The following is a 25,190-nucleotide window of genomic DNA, read 5'->3' as shown; positions in this document are numbered from 1 at the left end:
TTAGTTTTACTAATGTTAAATTCAAATAAGGAAACAATGCATTCCTCTTTTTTAATCAGCATTATTTTAATCAAAATAAGCAACAACTTGATTACGACCTTGTTTTTTGGCTTGATAAAGTGCTTCATCTGCCTTATTTAATAATCGAGTACAATCTAGCGTTTCTTTATTGACTTCAGCCACACCAATACTGCTCGTGAATTGAACGATCTCAATACTTGTGGTTATTTCTATCTTGCAAATAGAACGAAGTAACTCGTTAAGTAGGGTTTGTGCTTGTAATACTGTCGTGTTAACTAAAATCATGACAAATTCGTCCCCTCCTAAACGCGCAAACAAGTCCCCCTTGGCCACCCTCTCTTCGCAAATTAGACTAAATTGGCGTAATACCTCATCACCAATATCATGACCGTAGGTATCGTTAATTTGCTTGAAGTAATCAATATCAAAAAGAGCGACGGAAAAAGGTTGTTTATTTTCATGATAATTGTCAATAAATTCACTTGCTTTCAATTTAAAGCAGCGACGATTGCATGATCCCGTTAAATCATCATATAACGCCAGTTTAGAATAATGCTGAGCTTTAGTGTCTAACTTAGAAACGTAATAAATATTTTTAATCAAAAATAAGCTTAGCGCCAACAATAAAAAGCAAACCGTCGCCATCGTAATATACAGAGGAATAAACCAATACTCCTTCGCCTTCGTTACCAAAATGAGAAAGGGTAAATCAGATGCTTTTTTCACAAAAATACCTTGATAAGCACCGTCATACTTTTTACTTGAATCAAACATCAATTCTTGGTTATATTTTAATCCATTGATTTTATAGTAAGGGACATAATCAAAGTCAATCGTCTCACCAATAGGTAAATACTTAGGCACACTGGTCGCAAGCACCGTAAAATCACGACTAAGTATCGTAATCGTTGAACCTTGTGATAAATTGGCACTTCTTAATGCTCTGGTAAAAAACGTAAAATCCGTTAGCAAACCGACAATACCGGCGAACTCTCCTTTTTCATCCGTTATCCTTACCCCTTGCACCACCACATTGCGATTGAGGATATCTTTAAAAGGCGCGGTAATAATGGATCTTATCTCACCATGATTATTACGTAATTTTTGACAGTACTCACGCGAAGAAAGATCGACGCCACCCACCGTCTTCGTTTTTAGTAACACACAATTTTTATCTACAGCAAACACATGAATAGCATTCATTAACGTTTGATAGTGCAACTCGAAGACCTTAGCTTGCTCTTGATAATGATCGTCTGAAAGGGCTAATTGAGCAAAGCTGTCTTGAGTTAACTCTCTAGATAATTGAGTTAATACAAAGTTGGAGTGATTAAAGGCAGTTTGAAGCCAAATAGACACAAAATTCGCATTAAACTTTAGTTCACTTTCAATAATGCGGCTCTGTTTCTGATAACTTTTCACGATATAAAATGCAGAACAAGTTAGAGCAATGCCCAATAGCAGCAGTGACCCACTCAAAATAATTCGTTTTACCCTCATTTTTCCCCAAAACATTCACAGTCGTGTTCAATGTTCACACGGTACAGGAATATTTTTTGTATAAAAATAAATCATTGTTAATTTTAGCAACAGTATTACCAATGAGGCATCGTCTCTTAATTGATAAATCTAATATCTAAAAATCTACACACTATAGACACAAAAAAGCCAGCTACATGAGCTGGCTTCTGTTTATCTACCTAACCATTATTGCTGTGGTTGAGGCTTACGTGCAGGGCGTGGACCTTGACGACGTGGTTTTGTACCGTCTGTCTTTGGCTTTGCTGCACCGTTTGGTTTTCCACCACCGAAGTTGCTGCCATTTCCACGGTTCTCACCATTGCCTTTCGACCTAGGTTTACCACCATCAGTAGGACGTTTCTTCGCATTGCCACCCTCTTTCTTTGCAGCGCCGCCTTCTTTGTTCTCTGTATTACGTCTTGGTGCAGGTTTAGCACCTTGTCTATGGCCACTGCGGTTTTCACCAGAGCGCTGACCATCTCTATGATCTTGTCTTGGCGCTTGAGTTTTCTTTGGTTTTTTCGCTTTTATTGGGCGAGAATCTAATCTTGACTCAGGCACTTTCATTTCAGGCTCAAAACCTTCAAGAACATGACGAGGTAAGATTTTTTGAATTAAACGCTCAATCGCAAATAGTTCACCCGCTTCATCTTCACTCACAAAAGAAATTGCTTTCCCTGTTGCGCCAGCACGGCCAGTACGGCCAATACGGTGAACGTAATCTTCAGGTACTTTTGGTAAGTCAACGTTGATAACTTGTGGTAATTGTTCGATATCTAAACCACGAGCCGCAATATCCGTCGCAACAAGAACACGCACTTGACCAGATTTGAAATTAGCTAATGCTTTAGTACGTGCGCCTTGGCTCTTATTACCGTGGATAGCCGCAGAGCTAATGCCTTTTTCTTCAAGTGTTTTTGCTAAACGGTTTGCACCATGTTTAGTTTTGCTGAAAACCAATACTTGTTTCCAGTCATGGTCTTTAATTAGCTTAGTAAGAACGCGTGCTTTTTTCGTTTTATCAACAACGTACACCGATTGTTCAACCGTTTCTGCTGTTGTATTACGCGTTGCTACTGAAATTTCTACAGGGTTATTTACAAGCCCTTTTGCTAGCTGACGGATCTCATCAGAAAACGTTGCTGAGAACAGTAAGTTTTGACGATTCTTAGGTAACTTAGCTAAGATTTTTTTGATGTCGTGAATAAAGCCCATATCTAACATACGGTCAGCTTCATCCAATACTAGGATTTCTAGTTGGTCAAATTTAATTGCATTTTGATTAGCAAGATCCAATAAACGACCTGGCGTTGCAACCAATACATCCACACCTTTACGAAGGCGTTGCATTTGTGGGTTAGCTTTAACACCACCAAACACGACATCAGACGTTAGCGGAAGATTTATACTGTATTTTTCAACACTCTCATGTACTTGCGCCGCAAGCTCACGAGTTGGTGTTAATACTAATGCACGAACTTGGTTAAACTTAAGTTTCGGGCCTTTTGATAAACGCTCAAGAAGAGGTAGTGTAAAGCCTGCTGTTTTACCTGTACCCGTTTGAGCTGCCGCCATAACATCCTTCCCTTCAATTACCGCTGGAATCGCTTGTAATTGGATCGGTGAAGGCGTGCTGTAACCTTGTGCTTCTACAGCCTTTAAAATAGGGGCAGATAAGCCCAGAGAGGTAAAACCCATACTAAAATTTACTCTATCAATGTTCATTAAGCGCAAAACTGCGAGCGCTGTAGGATACAGTAACTGAGAGATTACTCAATCTTTGATTACCACAACCACTAAAACTCTAATTAATTCAACTTAAAAACAACAATACTGCAAAATGAAATTAATACATTGCGGCTATAAAAAAGCCGAGCAATATAGCTCGGCTTTTGATGTTTTAATTGAATAATTACAATTAATCTTCTAATTCTGCGTTGTGATACACTTGCTGAACATCATCACAATCATCTAATAGATCTAAGAATTTTTGGAACTTCTCAGCATCTTCACCCGTGATTTCCATTGGGTTTTGAGGAACAAATGTAATTTCCTCAACATCAACCACTAAATCAGGGTATTCAGCAGCCAGTGCTGTTTTTACTTTAAAGAACTCGGTGTTTGGTGCAAATACTGTGATCACGCCATCTTCAAGTTCAATGTCTGTGACATCTACGTCTTGCATCATTAACGCTTCAAGTACTGCTTCTTCATCTTCACCTTTGAACTGGAATACAGCTTGGTGATCAAACATATGAGAACTTGTACCAGGGCTACCAATTTTAGCACCTGTTTTAACGAAACATTGACGAACGTCTTGGAAAGTACGGTTGCCATTATCTGTTAAACAGTCAACGATTACGCTTGCGCCGCCTGGAGCAAAGCCTTCGTAACGTGCGTGTTGGTAATCTTCACCACCGCCGCCGTTTGCTTTATCAATCGCTTTATCAATGATGTGTGTCGGTACCTGATCTTTTTTCGCTTTCGAAATAAGATGTTTTAGAGACAAGTTCATGTCTGGATCAGGACCGCCATTCTTAGCACACATGTAAATTTCTTTACCGTATTTAGAATAAACTTTGATTTTTGCGCCTTGTGTTTTAGCCATTGAAGACTTGCGCACTTCAAAACTTCTTCCCATCGGAATTCTCTCTTTTTTGATTGTGGACTTAAAATTATCGGCAGATTCTACCAAATTACAGTGGTTATACGCTAGTAAAGATCAAGGAACCTTACGCTACACCCATTTTTGACTTATATTTTTCAATTGATTGCTGAAAAAAGAAACGTTCAGCCTCATCTTCTAACTTATTTTCCTCTGTTTTCCAAAGGTCTGGGCCTGCTTTTGCATTCTTAACCTTCCAAACAAAGAACGCCGCTTGTTTATCTAGCTCTATTTCATTTTTTTCTTTAGGAGGCAATAAGGACAAGTTTTTCATAGCAAGCTCATTTAATTAATCACGAATAAAGTTTAATGCTTCGTCGTTAAATTTTCTAGTCAAAAACGTATTCACAAAGAAAAACAATTTTCCTTCATCAATAGAAATACCAACGGCATAACGTTCAGGTTTAAAATATAACCAAAATTCTCAACAATAAAGCACCTGTTAACATTAGTTCTATCAATTAATGAGGTACTATCTCTCTCTCATTTATCGATAATAGCTAAACTAAAGCATTATCATCGTCTAGATACGTTGGTGTTAAATGACTATCTCAATATAACGAGAGTCACTCAATATCAAAATCTTGCTAATTTAAGTAACTAAAATGAAAAGTAACAGAAAATCTACGGTTAAAAACCTTATCATCGTCTTCACGGTATTAATTCCAGTTTGTATCGCGGCAAAGCCTTTTTTATCAAACATAGAGCATCAATCTAAATTGAGAGTATTAGAAGGCATTGAAACCTTTGTTACCCACACACAAACACTTAATGATGCCTCATCAGTCGCTTCAGACTTTGATACCGACTCTGTAATTAGACTTGTTAATCCACAAGATAGCTTACTAACATCAGTAGATAACAATAGCGTTTATATCGGTTTTTCTGACTCTCCGAAAACACTTAAAAATACGAAATGTTACTTCCATTATACTCAAGCCAATGAATCCACACTCACAGCAAGTTATGTCATAGAAAACAGTGGATGTTAAGAACCAAACTTACAATTAAAAGCAACAAAAATGCGCCGAAGTAGGCGCATTGATAATAAAGCGTTGAAGGTATGAATGTAGAACTCAAAAATTAATGGATAAGGCCTAAGTCTTTCGCTTCTTCTAGCGTAAGACCACTTTCTCTAATTTCTCGCATTGCTTCAATACGACGACGTGCTGCTACTTTTTTCTGACACTCTGTAATATTTGTTACCATTTCATCAGCAATTTCATACTTGCCTTTCATATCGGTGATTTCACCGTGATCAATAGAATTTATAGACATAATAACCTCCTAAATCCATACCCTTCAGATGTATATTTAGCAAAGCCGATTGCACTTGTTAAATCTATTTCTTTCATAATGTGATCGAAGCTATATTTGTGATTATTTTTCCCAAAAACACTATCTTTAATAGTATCAGTTGGACTACATTTAAGGTTCTACCCGCAAGAAAAGTATCTGCGCTATATCACTTATTTAGTCGCACCCATTCTCTATACTTTGCTTTTTCATTAAAATTTATTTTTTATTATTCGTGATATTTACTCAGGTGAGTTACCCTAGTTTCTACATTGATAAAAATAATGATAACTATGACCATCAACGCTATCGACATTACGGTTCTTACCGAGTCACCTTCAACAGAATCGCTACTCACTACGGCATCACTCAATACCGCTTCTGGCATTACTTGCGAGAATTGCCAAGCTTGCTGCTGTAAATTAGAAGTGATGATAATTACCGACACTGGGGTACCAGAAGAGTATATTGATCATGATGATTGGGGAGGGGAGGTTATGTTACGTCTAGATGATGGTTGGTGTGCTGCTGTTGATCGCGACACTCTAATGTGTACGATTTATGAAAACCGTCCATGGATCTGCCGTGAATTTGAAATGGCTTCTTATGAATGTGAAGAAGAACGAAAAGTACAGGGCATCGATAAATAGACACCCCGACCTTTAAGTAAAAAATCTACACGGTTTCTAAATACGTTAAATATAAACGCGCATCAAATTCTAATTGATGGTAATCAGGTTCCATGTGGCAACACAACGCATAAAATGCCTTGTTATGATCTTTCTCTTTGATGTGCGCTAATTCATGAACCACTAACATTTTTAATAACGGTTCTGGCGCTTTACGAAACACACTCGAAATACGTATTTCATTTTTTGCTTTTAGCTTATTGCCATGAATGCGAGAAACAAATGTGTGCAAGCCTAACGCGTTATTCACAATATGAATTTTAGGGTCATACACCACTTTACTTAATGGCGAAGACTTTTTAATGTATTTATTCTTCAATGCTTGAGTATAATCAAACAACGCCTTTTCTGACGTAATATCATGCATCGTTGGGTATTTATTTTTCACCCACTCAGCTAACTTACCATTGGCTATCATCGGTTCAACTTGAGCCAAAATATGTTCAGGGTACCCTTTTAAATATCGCAATTTAGTCATGCTTTATACTCATGATCTCATTTTACTAATAATGTACTATTGTACCCTACTTTCTTTATCGCTACCCTACCCCTATCGTTTTCTATCCTTAACCAATTAAAAGAGACCTCATGAGTTTTCGTCATTTTATCTCCCGTACTATTAGTCAGATCACAACATCTATGAGCGAAGTCCTTGAGTTTCAATCTCGAATTTGGATTATAAACATCCACGAAGGTACGCTCAATGACGAGTCATTTGTTATCAATGAAGATAATTTTCAAACCCCAATGCAATGGATGGTGAAAAGACAATACAGCACAGAGATGATAGAAAAAGTAGACGCCATGAGACGGTCACAAATCATAGTGCTAATACTTAATAACGTAGAACATCGGTTAATTAGAGTAAAGTGATGCAAGCTCCATAGCGCGTTCTTCAGTAAGAACGTTCCATACGAGCCGTTATTGAGGAATTAGAAAAGGAGAATGAATATATGCATTCAGAAATAACATTCTTTAAATTTAATTATTCTTAAAAATCAAGCCGACTCATTAAATAAGTCGGCTTGAGCATTATTTTAACGGTAAATAATTACTTCACTTTATCCCAAGCCATTGACCAATCAGAACCAACACCTGGTGCAAAGTTAGTTGCTGTTTCTGTCCACTGAACACAGTAACCAGAATATGGAAATTCTTTACACTGGTAAACAGACCCATCCTCAGCCAGCACTTTAGTACCTGCCGTATAATTTTTCACATTTTCTGGAAATACAAAATCATAATCACCTGCGGGTGGCGGTGTTTGATCTTCCATTAAATGGAAATCAGACATTGTTTGCTCAATTAACTCACCATCAGTGTTTTTGATACGAGATACAAGCATGTGATGGCCTTCTTCTGATTTAGACAATGTCATTAATACTGATTTAGTTTCGCCATCGTTTAATTCCACAACCGCATTAGATAGTGCTTCTTTTGCATGGTTGTAGACAGTCAGTTCAACGTTCATATTACCTACGGCATATAACGTAAGGTCTAATTCAGTTGCAGATTCACCAACCATATACATAGGTTCTAGGCCTTGTAAATCTAGCTCATACGTTGGTTCTGGCGTTTCAATTTGGTAACCAATTTCAACACTCTTTAAGCCACTGCCTGCTTTTAAATACACTGGATTTGAACCAAATGCAGGGACAAAGTCGCCTTTATCATTCAATTTACCAGCGCCAATATTTGATTGCTCTTGATTGATTTTAGTTGCTAATGCATGCGTCCAATTATTTGCTTGGCCTTGAGTTGCATTTTCAATCGTTATGCTAGTCGATAAACGGTTGTTTTCACCCGATGCATCAAATACACGAGTAAAGACGCTATCACCCACATTAAGATCACGAGTAGGGTTAATTTGCCCCCCTTGAGTCCAGGTAGGGTCAACCACTCCACCATCACCGTTAAATTTAACATCAATCACGTTGTAGAATGCTGCCGCAGTGTCACCCACATCCCAAACCGCAAGAATTACTTGATAACCTTCACGCTCAGGGACGACACACGCATGAGAAAATGTTTGTGGATATAGCGGCGGCTTTGCCATGTTGTAATCAAGTTCACAGAACGGCGTCAAATCAAAAGAGTCACGCGTTAATACTGAATTTTGATTCCAGTTCTGTTTTGTCATGTAGTACTTCCACGTTTTTGTTACGTGGTTAGCGGTAAATGTCCATTCAAACGTTTGTTGCCCTGCTGCAATTGGACGCTTAACCCAACGATCTGCTGTTTGTTCATTTAACTCAGAAAATTGAACTAAACCTGCCCCTGCAATTTGACCATCTGCGGGGCCTTTTTCAGGAAATCCTTCAGGGCCTTCAACGCTTTGAGGTTCCCACTGTACTGAACCACAGTTTGTATTTTTTTCTTGTGTATCAGACGTTGGAAATTTACATAGCGCAGCACGAGAGCCAGCAATACCGCCATTGGTTTGAGAAACATAACCATGGGCAGAAACACCAGAGCTAACAGCGATTAACGATAATGCTAATAACGTTTTTCTTGAGCATTTGTTCATTATTATTCCTTGATATTATAATTATATTGTTCATATCACACCGCTAATTGACTTGTATTCACAGCGAACTAAAGCGATATCTACCTGCCCTAAAAAGAACAGTAAAGAACGTCTTCGTGTTTGTTATATAAATTAACAAGCCTATTGCGTGGGTGAAGGAATGTAGTCGAAAGCACAAAAAAACACGACTAACATTAATGTAAAATGGAAGTCAAATCACAAAACAAAATAAGCTAACCATTTGTAAATAAAGAACAAAATCAAAGAACATAGAATAAACAAAACAACAACCATTCACGTAACAAATGAATGACATAGAAATAATCAGAAAAAAAACCCACAAAAATTACATAAATATCAATACCCAATAGTAAGAACCAAACCAAATAGCTTGATATTATCAATGAAAATTCAGATAACATAATCATAACAATTACCGACAATTTTCTGTTTAAATGGTGAAGCAAAGCATATTTATGACATTACAGAAACGATCGAAACGACAAAGCTCATAACCTTTTATTTACCAAGGTTAATTTTCTGTGACAATAGTGGAAAAGTTAATCAATAACTATCGAACAAGACGCTGTTATCCAACAATAAATCTTGCTCATCAGAAACAATTCATCGTTAGAATGGAGCTCATCATGCACAAAAACGAACATCTGCCTTTACCCACAAATACCAAGGAATGGTTTTTAAATAAAAATAGTCTTATCATCCTTTTTGATATTATTCTTTTCGCTCTTCTATATCACTTCTTACCTTTTGAGAGAGAGGTTGTTCTTGGTTTAAGTATTTTAGTTTTTGTCGCTATTTTATGGTTAACCGAAGCACTACACGTCAGTATTACTGCATTACTCGTCCCTTTATTGGCGGTTGCTTTTGGGATCTTTGACACTACAAAAGCCCTAAGTAATTTTTCTAATCCAATCATCTTCTTATTTTTAGGAGGCTTTGCTCTTGCGGCTGCACTGCACCGACAAGAACTGGATAAAGTCATTGCGGATAAAGTATTAGTCTTAGCAAAAGGAAAAATGAGTACTGCGGTTTATATGCTTTTTGGTGTCACCGCCGGTTTATCAATGTGGATAAGCAACACCGCGACCACAGCAATGATGTTGCCACTGGTTTTGGGTGTACTAAGTAAAGTAAATTCAAAAACAGGTCATAACACTTACGTATTTGTACTTTTAGGTATCGCCTATTGTGCGAGTATTGGTGGCATATCAACTATCGTAGGTAGCCCACCGAATGCGATTGCCGCTGCCGAAGTGGGTTTAAGCTTTACTGAATGGATGGCTTTTGGTGTTCCTGTCACACTTATCTTATTACCAGTCACTGTCGCTTTGCTGTATGTGATGCTAAAACCAAATCTAAATGAAGTCTTTGAATTAAACCATGAACCAGTAACGTGGGATAAAGGTAAAATCGTCACTCTTATGATCTTTGCTCTTACTGTTACTTTATGGATTTTTAGTAAGCCTATTAATGCGATGTTAGGTGGGTTCTCAAAATTCGACACCTTAGTTGCACTAATGGCGATTGTCTTACTTGGCTTCTCTCGAGTAGTACACTGGAAAGACGTAGAAAAAACCACAGATTGGGGTGTTTTGCTGTTATTTGGGGGTGGTATTTGTTTAAGTAACATCTTAAAAGCAACAGGAACAAGCAGCTTTTTAGCACATAGCCTGAGTGATATTTTATCTCAAGCCGGTATTTTATTTACCATACTTACCGTTGCCGCGTTTGTGGTGTTCTTAACCGAATTTGCCAGTAATACCGCCAGTGCTGCGCTGCTTATTCCTGTGTTTGCCAGCGTTGCCGAAGTACTTGGGATCTCCCCTGTGGTACTTTCAGCCATGATAGCTATCTCTGCCTCTTGTGCCTTTATGCTACCTGTTGCGACACCACCAAATGCGATTGTATTCGGGTCTGGTCATATTAAACAATCAGAGATGATGCGCGTTGGTATTTATCTAAACCTTGTTTGTATCGTTATTTTAACCGCGTTCGCTTCTATCTTCTGGGCGTAATCACTTACCTTAAAAATAACTATGGCCTCAGTTAAAACAGAGGCCATATTTTTATGGAAAATAAGTACTTACCAATTAACGCCAAAATTCATCATTCGGATCATTTTCTTTTCCCCATTGGCTTATCGATCTCGCATTCAAATAAGATTGCAGACCATCAAATAAAGCAAAAGCCCTTGGCCCACCTAAATGCTCAAACTCATCAAAAAATGCGTCTTCTTGTTCAACTAATAAGCCTAAGCTAATGCATTGATTTTTAATCGCCCATTCAATCGCTTCAGGCTGAACGACAATCCCATCAATTGATACAGGAACCAAAGGCAATGTTTGTTGGTTTTGGTTCGATAATTCTAACTCTGCAATATCATTCTTATCTTGTTCTTGTTCCAACACTTCATTAATAATGGAATTACGATCTCTGCTCGAAATATTTCTATTTAACTCTGCAATACGTAAGGCATAAGCAAAACGCTCAGAGCCGACTATTTCAATCAACGTTTCAAACAAAACAAGATCAAGAGACAACGCTTTTACATGATATTCAATACACGCTTGAATACTTAAATAACGAACACCGTGAAATTCATACCCATAACTTTCATCATATCCATCTAATGGTTCACCATCGACGGTAATATCCCATCCCATATATTCAACCCGTTCTTTCGCGATTTCATACATTGGCCATGCACTTTTACCAAAACCTTCAAGAATAGCACCGTCAAATTCAGAGTCTTCTAACTCTTCTTTTGTCCACTGTAATCCTATACCTAAATGTTTAGCGTACTTATTCATTAACGCGTGTTTAATGTTATCTCGAAATGACCAAATAGATTCAACCACTCCACCGGTAGGTAAGGATAAACACTCTTTACACGCAGGTAGCTCTATTGGTTGATGCGATATTTGTGCGATTTGATGGGATGATTTTGGAAAAGAAAGAAGATCGAATGAAGGCTCACCACAGAACCAACAGGTATGTCTGAGGTTAAAAGGAATATCAATAAGAGAGTAGTGGGCCATAGGGTTTCCGAACTAAGAAATAAAACCCTATTTTACCCAATAAATAATATTAAGAAAGAAAAGGTGTTATTACTCTTTTTCTCTCAAAATACGAAGTGTGTGTATTGCCATAGGAATTAACACAATCGCTAACCCTACGATTAAAAATTCCATAAATACCATGAATGAACTCTGAGAACCACTGAAAAACATCTCATTACCCTATGTTGATTAAGCCGTTTGCGCCTAGACCAGAGACTAATATACTCTACTTATTTTTGGTTTTTTATTAGTAGAGAATACACCCTATACTTTTTTTTGATTGTCATTATGCTGTATAAAAAAATAATTAGCATCAATTCCTCACAAGGATACTGTCATACATCACAATTTTTAAACCCTTTAAACTATTGATATAAAACGCAATTAAAGGAAATTCGATATTTCCCTCTTAAAATAGAGACAATATTGCACCTTCTTTCATCGCTATTAACCCCCTCTTCACAACTTCTTACTCTGAGACTATTTATCTACCTGAAACCTTCTATTCTGTAGGCTTATTAAATCGGTGTAACGAGAGTGTTAAATGATATTCATATTAAGTACACGTCAATTAAAACAAACACCATCGCAAGCTCTATACATGCAGAAAGCAAGCTATGCGGATTACCTTATTTTGCCTGATGAGGCGACACACGCCGATAACTCTATCCATAATATAGATCAAGAAAAATGGATTTCTGACCTAACAGCAACAGCGACTACTGGGCATCACTCTACCCACCATGCATTGGCTCACTTTAAAACGGGGAATATTCTTTTCTTTGTTCACGGTTACAACAATAGCCAAGAAGAAGTAATACAACGACATAAACTATTGGATAAGAACCTTAAAGAGCAAGGATTTATAGGAACGCTTGTTAGCGTTGATTGGCCTTGTTCGTCTTACACTCTACATTATTTAGAGAACCAAATTGATGTCTACCAAAGTGCATTGCAACTGGTTACGTCTGGCATTGTCCCATTGGCAATTAACCAGCTGAATGAACATCAAAACCAATGTGACATTAATGTGCATCTCCTTGGGCATTCAACAGGGGCCTATGTGATTAGAGAAGCATTTTATCAAGCCAGTAAAAATCGGACCTTGCAGCGAATTCATTGGAACGTTAGTCAAGTGTGCTTTATCGGTGGAGATATAGCACAAAAGTCATTTCAAAAAGATGACAGCAAATCAAAACCGTTGTTTGAGCAATCAACTCGCATAACTAACTACCAAAACCCTTACGATACCGCTTTAAAAACATCAAACTTAAAACGTTCGGGGGTATTTTCACGCTGTGGACGCACAGGTATTCCTGATAATGCACCAAACAATGTCGTTAATGTGCATTGTGGTGATCATTGGCTGTCTCTGATTGAGCCATCACCTGAGAATATAGGTAATTGGACGCACTCATGGCATTTTTACTGTAAACATTTCGCTGAAGATTTAGCACTCACGTTAATGGGAGATATTGATAGATTCGCAATTCCAACAAGAGAAAAAACAGAAGGACAGTTGTATTTAAAAGTGAAAAAGCCAGTAACGATTGGGATTGTAAAAAACAGAGGAAAACAGTGGGATTGATAAATGTATATAAGTGATTATTTCATTAAAAATGAAAAGCTTGCTATTATTTGATTATCAATATTGAATGGACTCACTCATGGATCAGACCATATTTCAAACTCTCATAAAGCAGATAAAAATAGGAAAGCATCTACCTGATGCTATTTATCTACACAAAGATACATTGTCAGAGCTACCAGATCCTTTATCACAATTTATTCCAGCGGTAGCAACAGCATTAAATATTGAAGATGAGCACTGGCATCTAGTCAAACTCTTTAAAAAAGACTTCCGCTTATCATTACTAAGCTATCCTGATTTCTATCAAGATGCGTATCCACCACTAAAGCAAAGTGTAAATGTTGATTTAAGTAAACTTACCCATAAGATTACCGATTATACGCAATCAGAAAACCCACCAATTCTACACCGCAAAGAAACCATGATCCTTCCAGACTCACCTTATGTTGAAGAATTCAAAGCCATTACAGCTGAAGGAGAAGTAGCAGGACTATACGAAAATACCAGAATAATTGGCTTTAAGCGTTCATGGGAAAACCTTATTAACCAGAAAGGCTATGACCTTGTTGATGGGCGTTTATTTAGAAGTTCAACCTTTCAGCCACTAGAACCGTCTGCAGGAATAGATAGACATAAAACCGCCATTGTTCGTCATGATCTTTCTGCACCAATGAAAACCTTAGTTAAGCATGGATACTTAGAAGGAAATTATTCTATTTTTGATTACGGTTGTGGTCGAGGCGATGATTTACGAGAGCTAGAAGCTCACGGATTAGACGCTATGGGTTGGGACCCAAATTTTCAGCCAGACAATGAAAAAGTAAATTCAGACATTGTTAACCTCGGTTTTGTACTTAACGTTATAGAAGACCAAGATGAGCGTTTAGATGCTCTTTTAAATGCATGGGAGCTCACTCATAAGTTTATGATTGTGTCTGTCATGCTAGCGAACGATAATTATATCGCCCAATTTACTCCTTACAAAGATGGGGTAATCACCTCTCGAAATACGTTTCAAAAATATTACGCCCAATCAGAAATCAAAAACTACATAGAGAGGTGTATACAAGAAGAAGCGATCCCTATCGCTCCAGGTATTTTTTATATTTTTAAAGACAAAATAGAAGAGCAAGAATACCTACAGAAAAAATTTAAACGTAACCATCAATGGCAGCAATTAACGTCACCTCAGCCAATTGAGGCAAAAGATAAAGCCAAACTATTAATAACCCAACACCAAGGGTTATTTGATGCATTCTGGCGTTGTAGCTTAGAACTTGGGCGTATACCTGCTAATGACGAATTTGATGAATCACAGAAAATACGAGAACTTATTGGATCACATAAAAAGGTATTTGGATTACTTGAAGAGCTATTTGATACCCATGAATTTAAACAAGCGGAGAAGAACCGAAAAGAAGATTTATTACTTTACTTTGCTATGAGCCTTTTTGAAAAAAGAAAACCATACACACAACAACCAGAAGCCCTAAAGCGAGATATTAAAGCCCTCTTTGGTGATTATAACACCGCACAAGGTTTAGCTACTGAACTTCTGTTTGCCATTTCAGATACTGGCCTTATTGAAACCCAGTGTGATAAAGCACATGCTAGCCTTTCGGCCTCTTTACTTAACCATGGCCATTCGCTTATTTTGCACAAAACGTACATTAATGATTTACCTATTTTATTACGTACCTATATTGGTGCTGCATTACAGATGTATGGTGAGCTTGGTGAAGAGATAGACTTAGTTAAAGTACACATTACCTCAGGCAAAGTTACGCTAACTAACTATGATGACTTCAATAACTCAGTTCCATTTTTAGTAGAACGCATCAAAATAAAGATGGCAGATCAAGATATCGACTTTTTTGATTATGTAGAAGAAAAGCGAAGACCACCGTTACTCAATAAGCACCTATATATGAGTAAAAATGCAGAGAACTACGAAAAGCAATTGAGCCTTGATAAGAGACTGGCAAAATTAATGCAGTATGATTATCAAAAAGAAATCATACTGCATAGATTTGAGTTGGAGGAGCGGTTAAATGAAGAAGAAAAACATATTCAAGGGTATCGATTATTCAAAAATTAAATCAGCATCAAAATCATATAATTCAACTTGCTGTTTTTGAATACCGATACCTTTCTCTATCATAATCTCAGCAAGTTGCTCGCCATCAATTAAAATAACAGGTACGCAGCCAGGTTTAAATGAAATATCGAGAGCCTCTTTAGTAAAACTACTAGTGGTTATAAAAATTCCTTGCTCAAACTCTCCCGTAATATCACCACGAAATTGTGAAACATCGGGACGACCAACCTTATTGTGGGCTGCATAACGCTTACATTGTGCAGCAACCCCCATTTCAGCAATACCTATTTTTAAAGCACCTTTTACATCAATACCACCATCTCGACTTGATGATGTAACTTTCATTTTTGTAAAGCCGTAACGAGTTAGAAAATGCTCACTAAACTCTTCAAACCTTTGAGGAGGAAGATCTCTTAAATAAGATAAGATCTCTGCTTTTGACTTTTCTTTTTGCTGTATAGCCAGTTCTTGAATTTGAGCGATACAAGAATCTGCATTAATTGAATCTGGGCTTGGTTCTTTTATTTTAAATTCATCATTCGCACGATAGTCTTCCAGTAATTCATAAGTACCATCAGTATGTTTATAAAAATAACGATCCTTATGCATAGACGAAATACTTTTATTAGAACAGTGGCGATCCATTGTCACTCTCAAAGCAGCTAATGGTGTCTTTGAACCAAATACATACCAATTTTCTTTAATTATTTTTTTATAAATATCGTCAACATTCAAAGGACGATTTAGACTATTTAACGCTTCTATCGCTGCTTCATAAATTTTCATACTGCTCACAAAAATTGTTTAATCTTCTCAATAACTTGAACTAATGGTATCTCTTTTGTGTCGTAAGACCAAGACATACGGATCGCATTATCAATACGATCTTCATCTAATCCCATAGAAGTAAGTACATGGCTAGGAGTATAACTAGAAGAAGTACAAGCAGAGCCATTAGAGACCGCTATCAATCCCTTTAATACCACCAAAGCTGTTTCTGAATTTAGATTAGGAATTGAAAAATTTATTACATGTGGAACTGTATTTTCACCATTAATTATCGCATTAATATGGGATAACTCTTGCATTACTTCTGACTTCAGCTCTTGACAATGTATCGCCCATTCTTTTGCATGAATCGACGCTAACCGACAAGCTTCTCCAAACCCAGCGATAAAAGCAACGGGTAATGTTCCCGGTCTTAACCCTTTCTCCTGTCCACCACCAAACATTAATGGCTTTAAAGGCACTTTTTTAAATCCGCGACGGCGAAGAATTAGAGCTCCAATACCCTTAGGACCATAGCATTTATGCGAGCTCGCACTAAGCATATCAATACGACTATTCTTTAAATCATCGTTATACTTTCCGAAGCTTTGTGCTGCATCAACATGAAAATAACAATCATGATCTTTTAAAATATCACAAAATCCAGATATATCTTGCAATGAGCCCGTTTCATTATTTACATGCATGATACTGACTAAAACAGTATCTTCTCTTAAAGCCTCAGATAGAGATTCTTTTGAAATCAATCCAGTCTGATCTGTCTTTAAATATGTAACATCAAAACCGTATTTTTCTAATTCCTGACACGGTTCTAACACCGCTTTATGTTCGATTTCAGTCGTAATAATATGCTTCTTATTACTTGTTTCAGAAAACTCTTTCAATCCTAAAATAGCAATATTGTTACTTTCCGTTGCTCCACTAGTAAAAATAACATCACTTTTGTTTACATCAATAACATCCGCTACCTGCTGCCTTGCCAGTTCTACAGCTTGTTTCGCCTTCACCCCAAATTCATGAGTACGACTACCTGAATTTCCATACTCTTCTAGCAAATACTTTTGAATAATATCTGCTACTGACAATGCAACTTTAGTTGTTGCATTATTATCTAAATAAATCGTCACTTAACGCTCCTTTACATGGAAAATACGAGACATAAGAAAATTATTAACGTATAGTACCGCCCTTGTTCGTAAGAACAAATACTTTATTTCGTACAAACAAATGGCATCATGAAGAATATTATGGAAAAAATCACATCTGGTACTTCATTCCCAGCCATTAAGGGAACTCAAGCTGAAACTGAATTTTACACTGTTATGTGCCCACTAAAAAGGCTACGTAAAGTTTTTACCTTTGATGAAAGTGCATTACCTGTAAATGAACGAGCACAACGAATTTTAAACCCTGATCGTATTCCTGAAATAACAAATTATATTCTTAACAATCGTGATGCTTATGTCTTCTCCGCATTAACAGCATGTATTGATGGTGAAAGTGAATTTACACCGATAGGTGATTCAAGGCATCATCAAAAAATTGGGACCCTAATGATCGATGAAGACGCTGAAGTTTACATTACAGATGGTCAACATCGAAACGCTGCTATTTTAGAGGCATTAAAAGAAGATCCATCTTTAGGTAATGAAAACATCTCCGTTGTATTTTTTGTAAATAAATCATTACCAGAAAGACAAAAAATATTTAAAGATCTCAATTTATATCCAGTTAAAACAGACAGCTCTTTAAGTATTACTTACGACGATAGTCCTGATGCAATGCTATCTAAAGAGATCGTATTCCAAAGCCCTATTCTCAGTAAGCTGATTCATATGGAGAAAAGTAATTTAGGAACTAGATCTAAAAAGCTAGTTAGTCATAGTGCCCTCAATAAAGCAAATAATGAACTATTTGAACTAATAACTGAAGAAAGTTATCAGGAGCAAATTTCTATTGCTCGTGAATTTTGGGAGCACCTAGTTCTAACTATACCAGCATGGACTCTTGTATATAAAGAGCAAGCATCTGGAGGCGAAGTAAGAGAAGAGTCAATACACGCACATTCCGTTACATTTCAAGCTTTAGGTATTGTCGGACATTGGCTATTAACCAATGATAAGAACTGGAAAAAGCGCACAGAAAAACTTAAAAATATTAATTGGTCCCGAACGAACACCAAAGACTGGGCTGGACGCTGCGTTGTAAATGGTGCGATGAGAAACTCATCAGTAGCCACTAAATTAACAGCAAATAAGATCAAACAGCATTTAGACATACCATTAAATGATAAAGAACAAGCTGAAGAACAAAAGTTTATCCGTTCACAACAGAGTAAATAACTTCTTAGGAAACAAATTAGAATGACTGTAAATACAATTGAACCACGTTACTCTGCATTTAACGAACTGGGTTTTAAAGCAACAATTCGACAATTAATTGATAGAACAAAAATATTATACCAAAAAGATAATATTCCTTGGGTTCTTGGTTACAGTGGCGGTAAAGACTCCACTGCAATCCTTCAGCTTGTATGGACAGCAATAGCTGAATTACAAGAAGAAGGTAAAGCAAATAAAATAGTTCATGTTATTAGTACAGATACATTAGTTGAAAATCCTGTAGTAGCTTTATGGGTAGATAGATCATTAAAGCAAATGAACAACGCAGTATTACAACAAAATTTACCAATTAAACCACATCGCCTAGTCCCAGAGGTGAGTGATCGCTTTTGGGTCAATCTTATAGGTCGAGGTTACCCTGCACCTCGCTACAAATTTCGCTGGTGTACAGATAGATTGAAAATCAGTCCTTCAAATACATTCATCAAAAATGTAGTAAAAAGTAACGGTGAAGCAATTCTTGTTCTAGGCACTCGTAAGCATGAAAGTACTGTTCGTACTGCCAATATGGAAAGCATAGAACAGCGCGCTGATAATACACGTAAAGAAGACGGCCTAAATGTTAATACTCAATTAGATCGTGTCTGGGTATACACCCCTGTTGAAGACTGGACTAACGATGACGTTTGGGCATATTTAACACAAGAAAAAAATCCATGGGGATACCGTAATAGTGACTTGCTAGGTATGTACCAAGGAGCAACTGAAGGTGGCGAATGTCCATTGGTTGTAGATAAATCTACACCTAGTTGTGGTGATAGCCGCTTTGGCTGTTACGTATGTACTATGGTAGGGGAAGACAAATCAATGGCAGCAATGATAGCCAATGATGAAGAGAAAGAGTGGATGCTCCCTCTTTTACAATTACGTAATGAGATTGATGTTAATGACCCAAATCAGCTGAAGAAAGAAAATAAGATTGCTAGAGATAAAAGCAATCGTGATTTTAGAAGAATGAATGGCAGCTTAACCGTTCACATCAGTATGAAAGGGTTCACTGAGTCTGCAAATATTGAAGATAGCGAAGATATTTATGAGCGTTTAGCTCAACATGAAGATAATACCGAACATAAATACCAAAATTTACCTGCAGATGTTGTTCGTGGTCCTTATCAACAAAAATTCCGTATGCATATGCTAAGAAAGGTATTAGAGGCCCAAGCTTATGTACAAGAAACTGGCCCTGAAGATGTCCGAAATCTTGAACTTCTTTCCCTCGAAGACTTAGAAGAGATTCGTCGATTATGGGTTGAAGATAAAAAAGAAGTCGAAGACTTTGTTCCTAAAATATACAAAGAAGTCTTTAATTGTGAATATAAGGGACCAAAACGAGCTTATAGCCCAGTAATTAATCATAATATTTTGTCCAAATTACAAGCACATTGCTCAACTTATAATGATTACGATCAATTAAAATATCAGCAATTACGAGGCTTATTAGCAATAGAAGACAAATATAAACACCAATTACGACGATCTAAAATTGCTGAAGAACTTGAAACAGAGATCGATAAAGGTGCTTTTTCTAGTATTGATCATGCTAGAAGATTTGCTCTTGAGCGCGTTAAAAATGAATATAAGCTAAAACTTACACGATTAAATAATGTAGGTAACGAACAAGAGTTTTTACAAAACCTACCATCTAATCTATTAATTCTAGATGGTAAAAAAGAACTCAATAAAGTAAAAAAATACAAAGAACTTAATTTAAAATTAGCTGATAAAAAACATCTCACATCTGAAAATGATCTGGAGATAGGTACAAAAATTGTCACTGCTTTAAAAAAATTATATGCATACTATATATGTCAAATTGATTTATCTTTTGCCCTACTCGACCAAAAGCAAAGTGAGTTTATAGCAAAAGAGCAACGAAACAGTAAATTAACTAATCAATCACAAATCCAAGTTATTGAGACTAAATAATGATATTTGAACAACTAACACTGAACAATTTTGGTATTTATCAAGGTGAACATAAAATTGACCTTGATAGTACAGATCATGAAAAACCAATTATTTTATTTGGTGGTCTCAATGGTGGAGGAAAAACAACCTTCTTGGATTCTTTGCAACTTGCACTGTATGGTAAGCATGCTAAGTGCTCAAACCGCGGACGCCTTCCATATGGTGAATATTTAAAACAGGCTATAAACCGCTCTAGCGTTGATAAAAGCGCTTCTGTTGCATTAAGATTTCGACATAAAACAGGAACAAAACAGTATACTTACGAAATCATTCGTAGTTGGTCTATGGGCTCAAATAGAGATATTAATGACACGATACAAGTTAATGTTGATGGACTTAAAGATAATTTATTAACGGATAGCTGGGATGATTTTGTATCTGAGTTCATCCCGCAGAGCCTATCTTCACTATTTTTCTTTGATGGTGAAAAAATTGAAGATCTTGCCGATCCATCACGTTCAGCACAACTAATCCAAACAGGCATTGAAGCCTTATTAGGATTAGAGCTATTTACGCAATTGTCAAAAGATCTCAATAACCAGCGCCAAAGAAAACAAGAAAAAAACTTAGACAATAAAGCAAATGAACGAGTACAAGAACTACTTGCTCGAAGAGATATACTTGAAAATAATTTCAAAGAGAAAGAAGCTGAAATAGAAATAATTCTGACTGATCACGATAACTTATCTAATCAACTCGATAATATGCAGTTTGAATTACAAAGCTCAGGTGCAAATTTACTAGATTCTCTTAGTGAAATTCAAGTAGAAGAAAAAGGAGTTGAGTTAAAGATTGAGGCTACTAATAACAGTCTAATTAAAGCTGCAGGTAGTGCCCTACCATTATTACTAGCTAAAGATTTATTTGAAAAAACAAAACAACAAACTCTTAAAGAGCAAGCTAGTATCGAACAACTAAATGCAAAAAAATACATTATAGAACAAAATAATGCTCTATTAGAGACTCTCAGTTCCACTAGTGATAACTCAACAGTGGAATTAGTAAAAGTAACACTAGATAAATTAATGAGTGATTCTGAATCAAAAAACACAACAACAGAATGCTATTTAAATAGCAATTCTGCCATTTTTGATTTTGCCTATAACTCCCTAAAAAGTGAAGCTATCGAATGCCGCACACTTATCGAAGAAAAATCTGAATTAATAGAAAAAAATGCGTTATTAAAGAAAAAATTAGAAGCTATTCCTGATTACGATTCAGTTAAAGACCAAATAAAAGAGAAACAAAAGTTAGAGCTTTTAATTGAGCAAAAAACACATCAATTAGAAGCAACTATGGAAGAAAGAAATCAATGTAAAAATCAGTTACATGAACTTGAAGGCAGATTAGATGCCACGCTTGTACAGCAAAGCGCAGAGAATTTTGAGCAACTTAGAAATAAACAAGTTGCTGAACATTTAGATGAAATGAAAGCAATTATTGATTCTTTTAAAAGCAACTTAATCAATGAAAACATTGCAAAACTTGAATCAAAAATTAAAAGTAAATTTACACAGCTAGAACGTAAATCCAATTTAATTGCACGAATTGAAATTAACCCTAAAACATTCCATTTAACATTAATAGATGGTGATAATAAGCCACTAGAGCCAAAGCGCCTTTCCGCAGGAGAACGACAGCTACTTTCTGTGGCGATCTTATGGGCACTTGCCGACGAATCAGGTAAAGAGATCCCAACAATCATTGATACACCTATGGGGCGTTTAGATGGAAAGCACAGAACTAAATTAGTAGAGGATTATTTTCCACAAGCTGCTGGACAAGTATTATTATTATCTACCGATGAAGAAATTACTGGTCAATATTACAAAAAATTGAAACCATATATTTCTAAGGAATATCACATTAGCTATAACGAATCGCTAAAAACATCAACAATTCAACCTGGCTATTTTGTGGAGGAAGTATGAGTATTGAAATCGTCCGCTTATCAGAAAAAGCAAAAGGACAGTTAATCACTGCCAAAAAACATACAAAAATTGAAAACTGGAATGTTCTTTGTCGTTGGGCTTTGATGCTTTCATTAAAAGAAGAAAGCCTTCCACCTCACGAGGAAATAGTTACTGACAGTAATATAGAAATGACATGGAAGGTGTTTGGTGGTGAATTCTCAGATATATATTTGGCAATGTTAAAGCAGCGTATATATCAAGACTATGGGAAACTTGATAAAAGTGAGCTTAACTATCATTTTAAACTTCACCTTCACCGTGGTATTTCTTACCTTTCAAGTAATACTAAAAACATAGAGAACCTAATGAAATCAGCCCTATAATATTTTGAACCACAAAGTACATACCTTAAAAGTATGTACTTTGAATAATAAGCTAATTTTTATCTTCCATACTTTTTAACCAAAGTAACTAAAAATAAACTAGAAAAAAACAAACCACCTAGAGATTGAATATTAGCCATAATACGACTAATCCCATCGCTTGGAGAAAAATCCCCGTACCCAAGCGTAGTAAAAGTAACAATACTAAAATATAAAGAGTCCCATAAAACTCTATAACATGTTTCATCACCGAGTAGTAATGACTGCTTATCAAAACCCGATGGAACAAGTCCAAAAATAGCATAAACTAAAGTCGAAAATAATATTAAAAATCCAGCCCCAAGAGCCACTTTTTCTGGATTTTGACAATAATCAGATATTCGATGGAGTATACCTACCTCTGGTTTTCCACAAATTACACGTTTTAACTTGTTTTCTTCGACAAATGCAATTGCTGCTTTCTCTTCGTTTCCTGCTAATTCATATTGGATTCGCATTGAACGAGTCAGCACTAACACTTCTTCCTTACACTCTCCGGCTTTATTCGCCGCTACTATTGCTAACCTAAACTGTTCAGCAGAATCATCATGTTCATATCTCTCTCGATAGATCTTAGCTGAGTACTCAAAATACTTAAAGCCATCGCTTTCATTTAATTCTAGAGCTAGATCACCTGTGTTTTTTAAGATTCTCAAATAATTACTATCATCTATAGATGAGTATTTATATGAATTACACAATGATTTTAGAACATCAAATTTCTCTTTATTATTTCCTAATGTTGAAACCTTTTGTTCATATAAATTTAGTAAATTACGCCTTTCTTGTATTCCCAACTCCTGAAAGTGAGTATTTATTAAGGCTTGCTCTTCTACTGTTAATTTCTGCTCTAAAGGTGACCCACTCTTTAAACTAGCTGTACTTTTTCCTTCTTTAAATTTATCAACGTCTACTATTAGCCAATTGCTTTCCTTTTCGATCAAATATCTTTTAATTTTTGGCAGCTGCTCTTGAGCTAACCTCTCTATTTCTTCTCTGGAGAAATCAGAATCAGGATCCTCAAGCTCCGAAGGCGGATAATCTTTATAATAGTCAATCAAAAACTCAAGATCGTTAACTTCATCATGATCAGAAGATATTAATTCTTCTTTTAAGCACGACACAAAAGTATCGTAATTGAAATCATCCAACATCATTATTCACCCAATTTCTCTTGCAAAATCCTCTCCAGCTCACCTAAATAACTGATTTCCTCAGAATTAAATGAGTTCTTTTCTATAAAAGAAATAAAGCTCTTAATTTTTTTCAACTTTCCACTATCTTTCAAGTCCTCAGGATCTGGCATATTGTGAATTGATTTTCCTTGTTCGATATCACTGCAGTACTGAGTACCTAAAAGAGATACAAACTTCCTTGCATCTCCTGGGTTCCTTATTTCAAGCCCTTCATCCTTATCTATAGTGAGTGCTTTATAAACTATTTTTAATCTACCTTTATTTTCAAATAAATATTTAGCATCATTCCATCCAAGCCATGACTTACCTTCTTTAGAAGGAGATAAAAACTCCAAAAGAAGCCCATAATGTCTTGGTTCAACCTTATCTTTAAACTCGGAATCTAATCGCATTTGTTGAAACGCCTGATAACCACGGTATCGTCTTCCTGCTTCACGATTTGTTATACCCAATATGTCACCAATCGCTGTAAATGACTTTCCATCTTCATACAAATCATTGATTAGTTTTGCACTCTGAAAACCATCCCATTTTTTGGGTCCAGAGACATGTCTAATTCCCATCAAAGTAGCTGAATAGGTTTTCACCTGCTGCTCATCACCTTCAACTAAAATCACATTTAAGTTGCTTAACTTTTTTTTCAAATCACCTGTAGCTTCAGGCTCAAGACTTTTTAATGCCGCTGTCCGTCGATTACCTTCAACAACTAAATATCTTTTATTTTCTTTATTTTCTTTATTTTCTTTATTTTCTTTATTTTCTTTAGAATTAAGGGCTCTAACAACTATGCGCTCCATTTCTAAAAAACCATGATTCCTAATAGAATCTTTTAATTCACCTAATCGTTGCTTTTCGAGCTTAGCTAATGTGACTTCTTGTAAACCTTCAGCATCTGCATCTACTATCAATTTTCCTTCTGTTTGCCCGAATAAACGATAATTATTTGGGTCGAGTACAAGCTGATCTAATCCTACTTCAATATCTTTTGTATTTAACATGCTAGAGACCTATT

General features: G+C 36.2%; 21 protein-coding genes. 9 read left to right on the top strand and 12 right to left on the bottom strand.

Annotated features, from left to right (window positions below; all coding sequences use genetic code 11):
* Window positions 1-66: 66 nt before the first annotated feature.
* The 4 genes from A6E03_RS09735 to A6E03_RS09720 form a co-directional block, all read right to left on the bottom strand.
* The gene (locus A6E03_RS09735) at window positions 67-1,380 is read right to left on the bottom strand and encodes a diguanylate cyclase (protein WP_255310626.1); all 1,314 of its coding nucleotides are present in this window, start codon (window positions 1,378-1,380) and stop codon (window positions 67-69) included.
* A 348-nt stretch (window positions 1,381-1,728) separates the two neighbouring features.
* Window positions 1,729-3,240 carry a DEAD/DEAH box helicase gene (locus A6E03_RS09730; RefSeq protein ID WP_065592418.1) on the bottom strand — a complete coding sequence of 504 codons (1,512 nt, stop codon included), beginning with the start codon at window positions 3,238-3,240 and terminating at the stop codon, window positions 1,729-1,731.
* 220 nt (window positions 3,241-3,460) lie between these two features.
* Complete coding sequence (locus tag A6E03_RS09725; protein WP_012551547.1) at window positions 3,461-4,183, bottom strand: YebC/PmpR family DNA-binding transcriptional regulator; 723 nt, start codon at window positions 4,181-4,183, stop codon at window positions 3,461-3,463.
* 91 nt (window positions 4,184-4,274) lie between these two features.
* On the bottom strand, window positions 4,275-4,481 hold the full coding sequence (locus A6E03_RS09720; protein WP_065592417.1) for a DUF3283 family protein: 207 nt from the start codon (window positions 4,479-4,481) through the stop codon (window positions 4,275-4,277).
* Between the two features lie 331 nt (window positions 4,482-4,812).
* Between A6E03_RS09720 and A6E03_RS09715 the strand changes: the two genes are divergently transcribed.
* Complete coding sequence (locus tag A6E03_RS09715) at window positions 4,813-5,199, top strand: hypothetical protein (protein ID WP_065592416.1); 387 nt, start codon at window positions 4,813-4,815, stop codon at window positions 5,197-5,199.
* 91 nt (window positions 5,200-5,290) lie between these two features.
* On the opposite strand, the gene A6E03_RS09710 is transcribed toward A6E03_RS09715, so the two are convergent.
* Window positions 5,291-5,485, bottom strand: coding sequence for a hypothetical protein (locus tag A6E03_RS09710; RefSeq protein ID WP_065592415.1), 195 nt, complete (start codon window positions 5,483-5,485; stop codon window positions 5,291-5,293).
* 311 nt (window positions 5,486-5,796) lie between these two features.
* Here A6E03_RS09710 and A6E03_RS09705 point away from each other — a divergent pair, with 311 nt between their 5' ends.
* Window positions 5,797-6,153: a YkgJ family cysteine cluster protein gene (locus A6E03_RS09705; RefSeq protein ID WP_255310625.1), complete on the top strand. Its 357-nt coding sequence runs from the start codon at window positions 5,797-5,799 to the stop codon at window positions 6,151-6,153.
* 25 nt (window positions 6,154-6,178) lie between these two features.
* Here A6E03_RS09705 and A6E03_RS09700 read toward each other — a convergent pair whose 3' ends face one another.
* Together A6E03_RS09700 and gbpA are read right to left on the bottom strand one after the other, a co-directional pair.
* The gene (locus tag A6E03_RS09700) at window positions 6,179-6,670 is read right to left on the bottom strand and encodes a M48 family metallopeptidase (RefSeq protein WP_065592414.1); all 492 of its coding nucleotides are present in this window, start codon (window positions 6,668-6,670) and stop codon (window positions 6,179-6,181) included.
* Window positions 6,671-7,243: 573 nt separating this feature from the next.
* Window positions 7,244-8,719, bottom strand: coding sequence for an N-acetylglucosamine-binding protein GbpA (gbpA, locus tag A6E03_RS09690; RefSeq protein WP_065600752.1), 1,476 nt, complete (start codon window positions 8,717-8,719; stop codon window positions 7,244-7,246).
* 647 nt (window positions 8,720-9,366) lie between these two features.
* Between gbpA and A6E03_RS09685 the strand changes: the two genes are divergently transcribed.
* Window positions 9,367-10,755 carry a DASS family sodium-coupled anion symporter gene (locus A6E03_RS09685; protein ID WP_065592411.1) on the top strand — a complete coding sequence of 463 codons (1,389 nt, stop codon included), beginning with the start codon at window positions 9,367-9,369 and terminating at the stop codon, window positions 10,753-10,755.
* A 75-nt stretch (window positions 10,756-10,830) separates the two neighbouring features.
* Here the strand turns inward: A6E03_RS09685 and A6E03_RS09680 are convergent, their stop codons facing one another.
* Window positions 10,831-11,778 carry a hypothetical protein gene (locus tag A6E03_RS09680; protein WP_065600751.1) on the bottom strand — a complete coding sequence of 316 codons (948 nt, stop codon included), beginning with the start codon at window positions 11,776-11,778 and terminating at the stop codon, window positions 10,831-10,833.
* A gap of 565 nt (window positions 11,779-12,343) precedes the next feature.
* Here A6E03_RS09680 and A6E03_RS09675 point away from each other — a divergent pair.
* Both A6E03_RS09675 and A6E03_RS09670 read left to right on the top strand, forming a co-directional pair.
* Complete coding sequence (locus A6E03_RS09675; protein WP_065600750.1) at window positions 12,344-13,387, top strand: alpha/beta hydrolase; 1,044 nt, start codon at window positions 12,344-12,346, stop codon at window positions 13,385-13,387.
* 79 nt (window positions 13,388-13,466) lie between these two features.
* A complete protein-coding gene (locus tag A6E03_RS09670) occupies window positions 13,467-15,488 on the top strand; it encodes a DNA phosphorothioation-associated putative methyltransferase (protein WP_065600749.1) in 2,022 nt (673 codons plus the stop codon).
* Here the strand turns inward: A6E03_RS09670 and A6E03_RS09665 are convergent.
* Window positions 15,474-16,274: a restriction endonuclease gene (locus A6E03_RS09665; RefSeq protein WP_065600748.1), complete on the bottom strand. Its 801-nt coding sequence runs from the start codon at window positions 16,272-16,274 to the stop codon at window positions 15,474-15,476. The genes A6E03_RS09670 and A6E03_RS09665 overlap by 15 nt on opposite strands.
* 5 nt (window positions 16,275-16,279) lie before the next feature.
* Window positions 16,280-17,404 carry a cysteine desulfurase DndA gene (dndA, locus tag A6E03_RS09660; protein WP_065600747.1) on the bottom strand — a complete coding sequence of 375 codons (1,125 nt, stop codon included), beginning with the start codon at window positions 17,402-17,404 and terminating at the stop codon, window positions 16,280-16,282.
* 120 nt (window positions 17,405-17,524) lie between these two features.
* On the opposite strand from dndA, the gene dndB reads away from it, so the two are divergent.
* Genes dndB through dndE form a run of 4 tightly spaced genes read left to right on the top strand, consistent with a single transcriptional unit; the run spans window position 17,525 to window position 22,943 of the window.
* Entirely contained in the window at window positions 17,525-18,619 is a 1,095-nt protein-coding gene (gene dndB, locus A6E03_RS09655; RefSeq protein ID WP_065600746.1) for a DNA sulfur modification protein DndB, read from the top strand.
* Between the two features lie 21 nt (window positions 18,620-18,640).
* Entirely contained in the window at window positions 18,641-20,605 is a 1,965-nt protein-coding gene (gene dndC / locus A6E03_RS09650; RefSeq protein WP_065600745.1) for a DNA phosphorothioation system sulfurtransferase DndC, read from the top strand.
* Window positions 20,605-22,578, top strand: a complete 1,974-nt coding sequence (dndD, locus tag A6E03_RS09645; protein WP_065600744.1) for a DNA sulfur modification protein DndD — start codon at window positions 20,605-20,607, stop codon at window positions 22,576-22,578. Before dndC ends, dndD begins: the two co-directional genes overlap by 1 nt.
* A complete protein-coding gene (dndE, locus tag A6E03_RS09640; protein WP_065600743.1) occupies window positions 22,575-22,943 on the top strand; it encodes a DNA sulfur modification protein DndE in 369 nt (122 codons plus the stop codon). Before dndD ends, dndE begins: the two co-directional genes overlap by 4 nt.
* 59 nt (window positions 22,944-23,002) lie before the next feature.
* Here the strand turns inward: dndE and A6E03_RS09635 are convergent, their stop codons facing one another.
* Both A6E03_RS09635 and A6E03_RS09630 read right to left on the bottom strand, forming a co-directional pair.
* Window positions 23,003-24,139: a potassium channel family protein gene (locus A6E03_RS09635; protein ID WP_083201857.1), complete on the bottom strand. Its 1,137-nt coding sequence runs from the start codon at window positions 24,137-24,139 to the stop codon at window positions 23,003-23,005.
* Entirely contained in the window at window positions 24,139-25,176 is a 1,038-nt protein-coding gene (locus A6E03_RS09630) for a ParB/Srx family N-terminal domain-containing protein (protein WP_065600741.1), read from the bottom strand. The genes A6E03_RS09635 and A6E03_RS09630 overlap by 1 nt, the downstream gene beginning before the upstream one ends.
* Between the last annotated feature and the right edge of the window lie 14 nt (window positions 25,177-25,190).

The sequence above is a fragment of the Aliivibrio sp. 1S128 genome, from assembly GCF_001691065.1.
Classification (GTDB): domain Bacteria; phylum Pseudomonadota; class Gammaproteobacteria; order Enterobacterales; family Vibrionaceae; genus Aliivibrio.
This window is presented reverse-complemented; position numbering and strand designations above follow the sequence as displayed.

Excerpts from the sequence above, each read along its gene's own strand:
- dndB (WP_065600746.1), top strand. The coding sequence starts at position 17,525 with ATGGAAAAAATCACATCTGGTACTTCATTCCCAGCCATTAAGGGAACT.
- dndE (WP_065600743.1), top strand. The coding sequence starts at position 22,575 with ATGAGTATTGAAATCGTCCGCTTATCAGAAAAAGCAAAAGGACAGTTA.
- A6E03_RS09725 (WP_012551547.1), bottom strand. The coding sequence starts at position 4,183 with ATGGGAAGAAGTTTTGAAGTGCGCAAGTCTTCAATGGCTAAAACACAA.
- dndC (WP_065600745.1), top strand. The coding sequence starts at position 18,641 with ATGACTGTAAATACAATTGAACCACGTTACTCTGCATTTAACGAACTG.
- A6E03_RS09685 (WP_065592411.1), top strand. The coding sequence starts at position 9,367 with ATGCACAAAAACGAACATCTGCCTTTACCCACAAATACCAAGGAATGG.
- A6E03_RS09700 (WP_065592414.1), bottom strand. The coding sequence starts at position 6,670 with ATGACTAAATTGCGATATTTAAAAGGGTACCCTGAACATATTTTGGCT.
- A6E03_RS09720 (WP_065592417.1), bottom strand. The coding sequence starts at position 4,481 with ATGAAAAACTTGTCCTTATTGCCTCCTAAAGAAAAAAATGAAATAGAG.
- A6E03_RS09670 (WP_065600749.1), top strand. The coding sequence starts at position 13,467 with ATGGATCAGACCATATTTCAAACTCTCATAAAGCAGATAAAAATAGGA.
- gbpA (WP_065600752.1), bottom strand. The coding sequence starts at position 8,719 with ATGAACAAATGCTCAAGAAAAACGTTATTAGCATTATCGTTAATCGCT.
- A6E03_RS09675 (WP_065600750.1), top strand. The coding sequence starts at position 12,344 with ATGATATTCATATTAAGTACACGTCAATTAAAACAAACACCATCGCAA.
- A6E03_RS09630 (WP_065600741.1), bottom strand. The coding sequence starts at position 25,176 with ATGTTAAATACAAAAGATATTGAAGTAGGATTAGATCAGCTTGTACTC.
- dndD (WP_065600744.1), top strand. The coding sequence starts at position 20,605 with ATGATATTTGAACAACTAACACTGAACAATTTTGGTATTTATCAAGGT.
- A6E03_RS09665 (WP_065600748.1), bottom strand. The coding sequence starts at position 16,274 with ATGAAAATTTATGAAGCAGCGATAGAAGCGTTAAATAGTCTAAATCGT.
- A6E03_RS09715 (WP_065592416.1), top strand. The coding sequence starts at position 4,813 with ATGAAAAGTAACAGAAAATCTACGGTTAAAAACCTTATCATCGTCTTC.
- A6E03_RS09710 (WP_065592415.1), bottom strand. The coding sequence starts at position 5,485 with ATGTCTATAAATTCTATTGATCACGGTGAAATCACCGATATGAAAGGC.
- A6E03_RS09705 (WP_255310625.1), top strand. The coding sequence starts at position 5,797 with ATGACCATCAACGCTATCGACATTACGGTTCTTACCGAGTCACCTTCA.
- A6E03_RS09730 (WP_065592418.1), bottom strand. The coding sequence starts at position 3,240 with ATGGGTTTTACCTCTCTGGGCTTATCTGCCCCTATTTTAAAGGCTGTA.
- A6E03_RS09635 (WP_083201857.1), bottom strand. The coding sequence starts at position 24,139 with ATGATGTTGGATGATTTCAATTACGATACTTTTGTGTCGTGCTTAAAA.
- A6E03_RS09680 (WP_065600751.1), bottom strand. The coding sequence starts at position 11,778 with ATGGCCCACTACTCTCTTATTGATATTCCTTTTAACCTCAGACATACC.